Raw genomic sequence first — 9608 nt, forward strand, 5'->3', positions numbered from 1 at the left:
GGTGCTGTGCACCCTGCGTGCGTGGGAGAGCGAGGATTACTGCCGCAACCGCCTCGGCCTGGATGCGCCGATGGGCCGCATCGACCCGGACAAGATCAACCTGCTGGGTTCGTCGCTGGCCACCGGTCACCCGTTCGCCGCCACCGGTGCACGCGTGATCGCCACAGCGGCCAAGCAGCTGGCCGAGCGCGGCGGTGGCCGTGCGCTGGTGTCGATCTGCACCGCCGGCGGCATGGGCGTGGTGGCGATCGTCGAACGTTGAACGCCACGCGGTAGTGCCGGCCGCTGGCCGGCAACGTTGGAATTGAAAACGCCGCCCGATGGGCGGCTTTTTTGTTATCCCGCACACCTTCAGCCAGGGTCACGGCATCCGCGGGTTGCCGAACGCGTCGCGCTCCTCATTGGCGTCGTACACCGGCGGCAGCGGTGCAATCGACTGCTCCTCGACGGTCGCATGCAGTGGCGGGTCAACTACCGCTGCCGGTGCACGCACCAGCGCCACGCTGTCTTCGCCACGCTGCAGGCGCAGCGCGTTGGCCAGGCACTGCGCGGCCAGCACGTGTTCGCCACGTTGCGCGAAGGCTTCGCCCAGCGCTTCCCACGCAGGGGCGCCGGCACCCGCGGCGATGGCTTCATGCAGGAACGCATCGGCCGCGTCCCACTGTTGCTGCGCCAGCGCGATGCGGCCCTGGGCCAGGCGCAGGGCGGCCGAGTCGTCGTGCACGTTGCGCCAGCGCTGCAGGTTGGCCTGGCGCGTGGCCAGACGTTTGGCCGGCAGACGGCCATACACGGCCACCAGTTCGTCATCCCAGCGGTGGTCCAGCGCCTGCTCAAGCGCCAGCAGTGCCGGTTCGTCCCAGTCCAGTGAAACCGCACGGGTGGCGTAGGCGGCAACCACGTCCGGTGTCGGTCGCAGCGCCTTCGGCGTGGCTTCCCACTGCGCAGCAAGGGCGTTGACGTCGCCCGCTTCCAGCAGCGCCTGTGCGGCCAGGCGTGCTTCCAGCTCGCTGCTGGCCTCGGCCGGCAGCACCTTGGTCTGGCGCAGCGCGCCCAGCTGGCCGTAAGCCTCGTGCGCGCGGCCAGCACGTGCCAGCGCTTCGGTACGCAGCCACAGACCACGCGGCGGCAGCGGCTGGATCGCCGCCACATCCAATGCGTTGATCGCATCCACCGGCAGATCGTTGGCCAACAGCTGCTCGGCACGCAGCAGTGCCTGCAAGGTCGCATCGCTTTCGCCCAGGCGCTGCAGCAGCGCCTCGGCAGCGGGTGCATCGGCCCGCACCTGCGCGCTGCGCACGGCATTGGCCAGGGCAACCCCGCTCACTTCCGGATCCTTGGCGGCGCCATCCAGCAGCTTCTCGGCGCGCTGCCACTGGCCATGCTCGTAGGCCAGCAGACCATCGATCAGGCGCACCCGGCCCTGCTTGCGGCGGTAGCGGCCCCAGGCACGGAACGGTGCGGCGATCAGGCTCCACAGCAGCCACAGCACCAGCACGCCGATCACCGACAGCAGCGCTACCTTCGGCAGGTTGCTGTGGTAGTCGTAGCCGCCATAGCGCAGGGTCACTTCGCCGTAGCGGTTCAGGTCATCGGTGCCGAGCCATTGCGCGGCAACTACGCCAATGGCCACTGCCAGCAACAGCACGACCAGTGATTGCAGGGGTTTCATACGGGCTTACCTCCGGTCGGTCTGGGTACGCAGTTGTTGCAGAGTGCTGCCAAGCACGGTGTCATCGGTCTGCAATGGCAGCGAGCGCAGGGCATGGAGTTCAGCACGTTGCGCGCGCAGGTCCGGTGAATCCGGCCAGCGCCGCTGCGCCCAGAGATCGATTCTGTTCAGCGCGGCATCGCGGCCGCTGCCATCGCCGCGCTCGATCGCTGCGCGGGCCAGGGTCAGTTCCAGCTGCAGTGCCGTGTCGATGGTGGTGCGCTCGGCCGAGGTCAGCGGGCCGTTCAGACGGCTCGGAGTGATGTCCACGAAGGGCGCCAGCGCAGCCTGCCACCACGGTTTTGCGGCGTTGTCGGCCGGCGTCTGCGCGATCTGCGAAGGCAGGCCCTGCAGGGCCTTGCCCAGCGCGTCCAGGCGTTGCAGTGACAGCACGCGCGGGCCAGCGCCCAACGCATCCAGCGCGTTGCGTTCCTGCACCAGTGCCTGGCGCAGGTTCAGGCCATCGCTGTCGGGCAGATCGGCCAATGCAGTGGCGGCCAGCGCATACAGCCGGCGTGAGCCCTCCACGTCATCGGCGAAGGCCAGCCGCTGTGCGGCCTGGGTCAGCAGCAGTTCGGCCTCATCGCGCTGCACGGCCTGACGGCCCTGGTTGGCGCTGTCGGCCAGCTTGGCCAGATTCTCTTCCAGCAGGGCACTGCGTTGCGACAGGCCCAGCACTTCGTCGCGCAGCACCCGGTTGGTGGTGGCCGCATCCTGCAAGCGCTGGCTGGCAGCGCGCTGGTCGCGGCGCAGGGCCTCGACCGTGCCCTCCAGCCCCTTCAGCTGCACGGCGGTGGTCTGCGCCTGCGCCAGCTGGTCGCTCTGCTGCTTCTGCCAATAGTGGTAGCCGGCATAGCCGCCCGCGCCCAGCACCGCCAGCACGGCAAGCGGCAGCAGCCAGCGCAGGGGGCGATGGGGCGATGGAGCGGGCGGCAGAGTGTCGTTCATCGGGCTTCCTTGTCGGCGGCAATGCCGGAACAGATCCGGCAGGCAGCGTTGTGCACAGCATCACTGTTGCCGACGACACCGGCAAGCCGCTGCCGGGTGCCTGTTCAGGTCGCTGYCGGGCCGGTGAGCGCAGTGTGTGCAGCGGCCATCAACTGAGCGCTGGTAGGGCCCTCGCTGCGCACCACCCGGGTCAGCCCCAAGGCCTGCGCCTGCATGCCCAGCCGGTCGCTGGCAACCAGCGCGATCGCGTTCGACCGCAGCCGCTGCTGCCAGTGCGCAGGCAGCTGCTGCCAGAAACGCTGCAATGCCTCGCCGCTGCTGATGGCCAGCAGCCAGGGTGTCGGAGAACGGGCCAAACGCGCCAGCATGCGCCGTGACAAGCGCAGCGGCAGCCGTCGGTAGACATCGGCGCGGGTGATCTGCGCGCCAGCGGCCTGCAACTCAGCGGCAATCAGGCCCCGGCCTCCCGGTGCGGTCACCAGCCCGATCTGCATGCCCCGCACATCGCCCAGCACCGGCATCGCCAGCAGGCCCTCGCTGTCCATCCGCTGGGGCGCATGGACGTCAGCGACGCCATGCGCCAGCAGGGCACGCGCGGTGCCTTCACCCACCGTCAGCCACGGGCTGCACTGCGCCGCCGCCAGCGGCAGCAGGCTGGCGGCCGCCGCGACGGCCGCCGGGCTGGTGAAAACTACCCGATCGCTGGTCAGCGCCCGTTGTAATTGCTGCAATGCGGCAATGTTCTGCAGACGTTGCAGCCGCCAGGGCGAAAGCGCGACGGTACGGCCTCCCAGCGCTGCTGCGGCGTGGCGCAGCGCCGCCTGCTGACCCTGCGGGCGCAGTGAGATCAGGGTCCAGCCAGTGGGTATCGTATGGTTGGCCATTCCCGTCATTATGCGGGCCCTTTGTTGTCGTGGTTGCTGCTGATGGCTGTTGATGCCCTGACCTCTTCGCTGGCTGCCCTGCAGGACGTGCTGGACTGCATGCCGGCGGTCCGCGCGATGCAGATCCGCTTGGATGGCTATGCCGACGGCGTGCTGCGCATCACCGCGCCGCTGGTGGCCAATGTCAACGACAAGGGCAACGCGTTCGGCGGCAGCCTGGCCTCGGTGCTGACCCTGTCCGGCTGGGCGCTGGTCAGCCTGCGCCTGCGCTTGGCCGGCCACGACGCCGAGGTCTACGTGGCCGACAGCAACCTGCGCTACCTGGCGCCGGTCTATGAAGACCTGCATGCCCACGCCGAAGCCACCGGAAGCGGCGCCTGGGACACCTTCCTGGCCACGTTCCGCCAGCGCGGCAAGGCCCGCATCAGCATTGTCGCGACCCAGCCCGGCGCCGATGGCAAGGCCGCGGCCGAATTCAGTGGTCGTTTCGTTGCCTTCGCCAAAGGGTAGGATGGCAGGCTGACGCCCTGCGGAACCCACCGATGCGCCGCCTCATCCAGATCCTCCTGTGTTCCCTGCTGCTGCTCAGCGCCGCCGCCGGTGCTGCCGCCGACGACCTCAGCCGCAAGCAGCGCAAGCTGCTGGAAGAGACCCAGATCGCCTACGGCGCCACCATCCGCTGGGGCAGCATGGACGATGCCATCGGTTACTTGGACCCGCAGCTGCGCAAGACCAAACCGCCGACCGAGTTCGAACTCAATCGCTATGCGCAGCTGCGCGTGTCGTCCTACCGCGAGCGCAGCACGGCAGCGCTGGAGGGCGGCCTGGTCGAGCGCCGGGTCGAGATCGGGGTGATCAACCAGAACACCCAAGCCGAGCGCACCGTGGTAGTAACCGAGCGCTGGCGCTGGGATCCGGAAGCCAAGCGCTGGTGGCAAAGCGCAGGCCTGCCGGACCTCTGGCAGGGGCAGTGACGGGTCGCGTCCGGCTTGTGCGACAATCGGCGCCCGCTTAATCGACCCGTGACCTGAGTGAATTACGAAGAGTTGCTGGCCTTCGCAGGCCGAAACCCGATGCTGTCCGCGGCCCTGGTCGGCCTGACCGTGGCCCTCATCGTCACCGAAATCCGCCGCCTGTTCCGGGGCTTCAAGGGCATCAAGCCCGCCGAACTGACCCAGCTGATCAACGCGGGCGGCACGGTGGTGGTTGATCTGTCGCCCAGCGCCGATTTCGAAAAGGGCCACATCGCCGGCAGCCGCAGTGCCCAGGCCAGCGCGTTCGGCCCCGAGCACAAGCTGGTGGCCAACGCCAAGCAGGCCCCGGTGGTACTGGTGTGCCGCAGCGGCAACGCGTCCGAGACCGCCGCCAAGGCGCTGAAGAAGGCCGGCTTCGAGAAGGTCTTCGTGCTCGACGGCGGCATCCCCGCGTGGCAGCAGGCAGAACTGCCGCTGGTCAAGGGCCGCAACTGATAGCAGGCGGTGGCGGATGTGGCCTTGTTTGCGCCCTCCGCCGCCCCCATCGCAGTAATTCGACCATCGTTTTCATTGCATTCACTGGAGTTACTGGAAATGTCCGAAGAGACCACCAACGGCGCTGTCGCGCCGGTCGATGCCGCCACCGGCCCCGCGTTCACCGTCGAGAAGATCTACGTCAAGGACGTTTCCTTCGAGTCGCCGAATGCCCCGTCGATCTTCAACGACCAGGTGCAGCCGGAACTGCAGCTCAACCTGAACCAGCAGGTCCAGCGTCTGGGCGAGAATGCCTTTGAAGTCGTGCTGGCCGTGACCCTGACCTGCCAGGCCGGCGAGCGCACCGCGTACGTGGCCGAAGTGAAGCAGGCGGGTGTGTTCGGCCTGGTCGGCCTGGACCCGCAGTCGATCGATGTGCTGCTCGGCACCCAGTGCCCGAACATCCTGTTCCCGTACGTGCGCCAGCTGGTCAGCGACCTGATCCAGGCCGGCGGCTTCCCGCCGTTCTTCCTGCAGCCGATCAACTTCGAAGGCCTGTACGCAGAAACCCTGCGCCAGCGCCAGGAGCAGGGCGACGCACCGTCGCTGGCTGACTCCGAGCCGGCCGGCAACGCCTGATCCCGGCCGCGACGTCACGGATGAGCACTACCGCTGACAAGATTGCCGTACTCGGCGCCGGTTCCTGGGGAACCGCGCTGGCTACGCTGCTCGCCCGGCACGGTCGCCAGACCGTGCTGTGGGGGCGCGATGCCGCCGTGGTTGAAGCCATCGACCAGCGCCACGAGAATCCGCGCTACCTGCCGGGCATTCCGCTGCCGGAATCGCTGCGTGCCACTACCGACCTCGCGTCGGCGGTGGAAGGTGCCGCCTGGATCCTGGTGGTGACCCCGTCGCATGCATTCGGTGAAACCGTGCGCGCGCTGGCGCCGCTGCGTCCGGCTGGTGCTGGCGTGGCCTGGGCAACCAAGGGCTTCGAGCCCGGCTCCGGCCGCTTCCTGCATGAAGTGGCGCGTGAAGTGCTGGGTGAGGACGTGCCGCTGGCCGTTGTCACCGGGCCGTCATTCGCCAAGGAAGTAACCCTGGGCCTGCCGACCGCGATCACCGTGCACGGCGACGTGCCCGAGTTCGCGCAGACGGTGGCCGAGGCGATGCATGGTCCGGCGTTCCGCGCCTATACCGGCGACGACATGGTCGGTGCCGAGCTGGGCGGTGCGATGAAGAACGTGCTGGCCGTGGCCACCGGCGTGGCCGATGGCATGCAGCTGGGCCTGAACGCCCGTGCCGGCCTGATCACCCGTGGCCTCAACGAGATGCTGCGCCTGGCGGCAGCGATCGGCGCCAAGCCGGAAACGCTGATGGGCCTGGCGGGCCTGGGCGACCTGGTGCTGACCTGCACCGGCGACCTGTCGCGCAACCGCCGCCTGGGCCTGGCCCTGGGCCGCGGGCAGACGCTGCAGGACGCCATCCGCGAAATCGGCCAGGTGGTCGAGTCGGTGCAGACCGCCGACGAAGTGATGCGACAGGCGCGCCGTCATGGCATCGACCTGCCCATCTCCGACCGCGTGCGCGCCGTGCTGCATGGCGAGCAGACCCCGGAAGAAGGATTGCGTGCGCTGTTGGCACGCGAACAGAAACCGGAATATCCGGACACGCTGTTCAAGTGAACCGAAAAACCCCGGCCCAGCGCCGGGTTTTTTTTTGCGTGCGCGAAACCCATCCACGCATGGYGTGGATCTACTGTGGAACCCGTACCGCCCATCACCGCGACTGCGGCGGCGTGTTGGTGTTGTCCATGTCCGAAAAAATCATCCACGGCCCACCCGCCACGCGCTTCAACGTCAGCGTGAACTTCCCGGTATCACCCACGTTGCTGCCGTAGGTGTAGGCACCAATGATGTAACCGGTGGATTCCTCTGCGGCATAGGCCAGCGCACGCAGCCGCAACGGACTGCTTCCCTGGCCGGCATACGCTGCCTCGATCGCCGCGCGCCMGCGCACGGGCGGCTGGTTGCTCTGCAGGATGAAACCATTCTCGGCGAACAATCCCGCCAACGCCTTCGCATCACCGGTGCGCCACGCCTGTTCGTAATCGCGCAGCACGCGATCGAGCGCGGCGGGCAGGGGGACATCGGGTAGCGAGATGGGTAAGGGCGCAGCGGGCTGTTGCGCAATCACAGGCACGGCCAGCAACAGGCCACTGAGAAGCATCGAGGCAAGTAGTGAACGGAGCATGCGTCTGCATCCTGGCGGTGATGGAAGGCGTGATTGCCAGAGTATCCACCTTGGCTGGCGGGTAGAATCACGCGGTCGCCGGCTGGGCGAATGGACACAGGACAGGGAATGACGTCACGAATGATGGGAATGGCAGGGCTGGTCGCGTTGCTGGCCGCGTGCACGCAGGCACCGGCACCGGAAGCAGGCACCGCAGCTGCACCCGCCGCTACTGCTGCGCCGACGGAAGCCCCAGCCGCCACGGCCACGGTGGTCGAGCACGCACCTTCCGCCGAAGACGGCGTGGACCCGTCGGTGTGGGACAGCGAAGGCGAGCCGGAAGGTGAGACCCCCGGCGCCGAACTCACCTGCGCGGACAATCCGCTGGCGACTTATTTCTTCACCCTGGTCGGCGGCAACACCGTGGACGACTGCGGCCGCAAGGACCCGAAGGTGCTGGCCGCGTTCGACGCCCTGATGAAGAACACTGCGGCGGCCGAATCGCCCGACAAGACCATCCCCTCCCTGCGCGAACGCCTGCTGAGCGGTCCCAGCGGGCCTGGCGAACTGATGGTGCTGCAGGGCGAGCCGTGGTGGCTCTACACCGCCTGTCAGGCACACCAGTGCTCGACCACCGCGCTGGCGATGCTGTATTCGCCGACGCACTCGAAGATGGTCGGCCGCCTTACCGCCCGCTGCAACGTGTGGTGGCTGGGCGAGCCGGACGCAGAGCAGCGTGCGCTGATCGAGCGCGAGCGACCGGTGGACGAGGCGATGCTGAAGGAAGAAGGCGATTCCTGCGAGTGATGGGCGGTAACGCCGGAAGATTCTCCGGAGTTACTCCTCTGGCCGCATCCGCGCGCTGACCTGCGCGGTCAGCGCCAGGGACGCCATCATCAATCCCTCCATCACCCGATCTCCCACGTACTCCTCGTCCGGGCCATTCTGGCGGATGCGCTCGGCGGCCAGCAGCATCTCCAGCGCTACGCGCAGGCCCGCAAGTGCACAGTCCGCATCGGCCAGGGCCATACGCCGGCCGGGCATCTGATGACGCTCCGGCCAGGGTTGGCCATCGGCGGCTGCGCCTTTTCCAATCCGCGTCAGCGTGGCGATGAAGGCCGCGGGATTGAGCGCAGGTGCTTGTTCTGATGACGTATCGTGCGCAGCGCGATAGGGGTGGGGACGGGGGAATTCCGGTGTGGTCATGGCTGAGGCTCCGTGCAGGACAGACGGTAACCGCCACACAAAGGTGGCGGGCGGAGACGTGGCTCGAAAACCGGGAGATCACGCATAAGTCCGGCAGGCGCAAGGCCTCCACGCTCCGCCCGCCATAGCCGGCAGACGGATTGCCAGCCGGCGCCACGCGGGGTGACGCCGGCCGGCAAGCGTAAACAACGTGTGTGATCTCACGGGTTTTCGATGCCCGGCCATCCTTTTTCGATGGCCCGTCATCTGTACCTCTGTGGCCGCGTAACGCCAATCAGACAAGTTGCATTCAACGCCTGATACAAGACGCATTCGGCATTCTTGCATGCTGTTAAGCCGCCCCAGACGTCGATGGCGCAAGGGCCCTCAGCGATAGAGGAATATGCGACATGGGTCGTGATTGCCAGCGTAGTGTGCTGACACGTCAGCGAGGCAATAGCGACAGAACTCCGCGATGCGGCGATACAGCGTGGTGCTAGTCGAGCTCTATGAGAAAGCGCGTGGCCATGGCAGATGGCACCACAGACGCCCCGACCCGCTTCAGTTCAACCAGACCATAGCCTTCCATCATCCGAAGGGTACGAGAAAGGCTTGGAACCTTGCGCCCGCAGTGCTCGGACAGTTCGGTGAGCGACCTGGGTTGAAGTTCGCGCAGCAGTCGCAACAGCCGGCGGTTCTCATCGCTCAATACTGCGGCCAGGGAAGACAGGGTGGAGAAGGCTATCGCCCCCTCCGTAACCTGCGGTGGTGCCGATCTGTCCTTTCGTTCTCCGCCGATGACACAACGTCGGAAGGTACTTTGGACTGGCGAACGGCACGTATCGGAATCTGTCATCGGTGCGAGATTGCATTGGGACCGATAGATCATGTCTGGCCGAGCACCCGTTGGATTGAACAAACGGCGCATGGATGGCGCATCTGGAGGTCTGTGTGCAGGTGCTGGACCGGGCGGGCGCAACCGAGAAGAATCCAGCAAGTATCATCGGAGCGTTCCGCGAGCCAGTCTTTGAGAAAAATGGCGCTGGCTCAAGGGCGTTTGGTGGATACGAGGCGGATGTTCTGGAGACTGTAATCAACGTTCTTGGCTCAACGACGCGAGACGTATATGACTATTGCCCTCAACCGAGTTGCAGCAACTAGATTTTTTGTATATGTCGTGGCAGCTCTTGGGTCCGGGTGCGT

Annotated in this window: 12 protein-coding genes and 1 pseudogene; 7 read left to right on the forward strand and 6 right to left on the reverse strand. The window is 66.9% G+C overall.

Features of this window, described 5'->3' with window-relative positions:
* A pseudogene (locus AB4Y84_RS05925) lies at positions 1-262 on the forward strand (acetyl-CoA C-acetyltransferase); the annotation flags it as partial.
* Between the two features lie 99 nt (positions 263-361).
* On the opposite strand, the gene AB4Y84_RS05930 reads toward AB4Y84_RS05925, so the two are convergent.
* The 3 genes from AB4Y84_RS05930 to AB4Y84_RS05940 form a co-directional block, all read right to left on the reverse strand.
* Positions 362-1669 carry a heme biosynthesis HemY N-terminal domain-containing protein gene (locus tag AB4Y84_RS05930; RefSeq protein ID WP_442243971.1) on the reverse strand — a complete coding sequence of 436 codons (1308 nt, stop codon included), beginning with the start codon at positions 1667-1669 and terminating at the stop codon, positions 362-364.
* 6 nt (positions 1670-1675) lie between these two features.
* A complete protein-coding gene (locus tag AB4Y84_RS05935) occupies positions 1676-2656 on the reverse strand; it encodes a uroporphyrinogen-III C-methyltransferase (protein WP_442243972.1) in 981 nt (326 codons plus the stop codon).
* A gap of 104 nt (positions 2657-2760) precedes the next feature.
* Entirely contained in the window at positions 2761-3549 is a 789-nt protein-coding gene (locus AB4Y84_RS05940; protein WP_442249867.1) for a uroporphyrinogen-III synthase, read from the reverse strand.
* 33 nt (positions 3550-3582) lie between these two features.
* On the opposite strand from AB4Y84_RS05940, the gene AB4Y84_RS05945 reads away from it, so the two are divergent.
* The 5 genes from AB4Y84_RS05945 to AB4Y84_RS05965 all read left to right on the forward strand — a co-directional run bounded on the left by AB4Y84_RS05945 (position 3583) and on the right by AB4Y84_RS05965 (position 6673).
* Positions 3583-4050: a YiiD C-terminal domain-containing protein gene (locus tag AB4Y84_RS05945; RefSeq protein WP_089242022.1), complete on the forward strand. Its 468-nt coding sequence runs from the start codon at positions 3583-3585 to the stop codon at positions 4048-4050.
* Between the two features lie 32 nt (positions 4051-4082).
* Entirely contained in the window at positions 4083-4514 is a 432-nt protein-coding gene (locus AB4Y84_RS05950) for a hypothetical protein (protein WP_312107391.1), read from the forward strand.
* Positions 4515-4571: 57 nt separating this feature from the next.
* Positions 4572-5009 (forward strand): rhodanese-like domain-containing protein, encoded by a 438-nt coding sequence (locus AB4Y84_RS05955; protein WP_025875933.1) that lies wholly within the window; start codon positions 4572-4574, stop codon positions 5007-5009.
* 99 nt (positions 5010-5108) lie between these two features.
* Positions 5109-5627, forward strand: a complete 519-nt coding sequence (gene secB, locus AB4Y84_RS05960) for a protein-export chaperone SecB (protein WP_025875931.1) — start codon at positions 5109-5111, stop codon at positions 5625-5627.
* Positions 5628-5647: 20 nt separating this feature from the next.
* Positions 5648-6673, forward strand: a complete 1026-nt coding sequence (locus tag AB4Y84_RS05965; protein WP_025875929.1) for an NAD(P)H-dependent glycerol-3-phosphate dehydrogenase — start codon at positions 5648-5650, stop codon at positions 6671-6673.
* Between the two features lie 94 nt (positions 6674-6767).
* On the opposite strand, the gene AB4Y84_RS05970 is transcribed toward AB4Y84_RS05965, so the two are convergent.
* On the reverse strand, positions 6768-7241 hold the full coding sequence (locus AB4Y84_RS05970) for a YybH family protein (RefSeq protein WP_442249868.1): 474 nt from the start codon (positions 7239-7241) through the stop codon (positions 6768-6770).
* Between the two features lie 108 nt (positions 7242-7349).
* Here AB4Y84_RS05970 and AB4Y84_RS05975 point away from each other — a divergent pair, with 108 nt between their 5' ends.
* Positions 7350-8027, forward strand: a complete 678-nt coding sequence (locus tag AB4Y84_RS05975) for a hypothetical protein (RefSeq protein WP_394197312.1) — start codon at positions 7350-7352, stop codon at positions 8025-8027.
* A gap of 30 nt (positions 8028-8057) precedes the next feature.
* Here the strand turns inward: AB4Y84_RS05975 and AB4Y84_RS05980 are convergent, their stop codons facing one another.
* Complete coding sequence (locus tag AB4Y84_RS05980) at positions 8058-8426, reverse strand: hypothetical protein (RefSeq protein ID WP_442243974.1); 369 nt, start codon at positions 8424-8426, stop codon at positions 8058-8060.
* 475 nt (positions 8427-8901) lie between these two features.
* A complete protein-coding gene (locus AB4Y84_RS05985; protein ID WP_442243975.1) occupies positions 8902-9333 on the reverse strand; it encodes an HVO_A0114 family putative DNA-binding protein in 432 nt (143 codons plus the stop codon).
* Positions 9334-9608 lie beyond the last annotated feature (275 nt).

The organism is Stenotrophomonas sp. 2YAF22 (assembly GCF_052114665.1).
GTDB lineage: Bacteria > Pseudomonadota > Gammaproteobacteria > Xanthomonadales > Xanthomonadaceae > Stenotrophomonas > Stenotrophomonas indicatrix.

Coding starts and splice junctions, on each gene's coding strand:
- AB4Y84_RS05930 (WP_442243971.1), bottom strand. CDS start 1,669: ATGAAACCCCTGCAATCACTGGTCGTGCTGTTGCTGGCAGTGGCCATT.
- AB4Y84_RS05935 (WP_442243972.1), bottom strand. CDS start 2,656: ATGAACGACACTCTGCCGCCCGCTCCATCGCCCCATCGCCCCCTGCGC.
- AB4Y84_RS05945 (WP_089242022.1), top strand. CDS start 3,583: ATGGCTGTTGATGCCCTGACCTCTTCGCTGGCTGCCCTGCAGGACGTG.
- AB4Y84_RS05950 (WP_312107391.1), top strand. CDS start 4,083: ATGCGCCGCCTCATCCAGATCCTCCTGTGTTCCCTGCTGCTGCTCAGC.
- secB (WP_025875931.1), top strand. CDS start 5,109: ATGTCCGAAGAGACCACCAACGGCGCTGTCGCGCCGGTCGATGCCGCC.
- AB4Y84_RS05965 (WP_025875929.1), top strand. CDS start 5,648: ATGAGCACTACCGCTGACAAGATTGCCGTACTCGGCGCCGGTTCCTGG.
- AB4Y84_RS05975 (WP_394197312.1), top strand. CDS start 7,350: ATGACGTCACGAATGATGGGAATGGCAGGGCTGGTCGCGTTGCTGGCC.
- AB4Y84_RS05980 (WP_442243974.1), bottom strand. CDS start 8,426: ATGACCACACCGGAATTCCCCCGTCCCCACCCCTATCGCGCTGCGCAC.
- AB4Y84_RS05985 (WP_442243975.1), bottom strand. CDS start 9,333: ATGCGCCGTTTGTTCAATCCAACGGGTGCTCGGCCAGACATGATCTAT.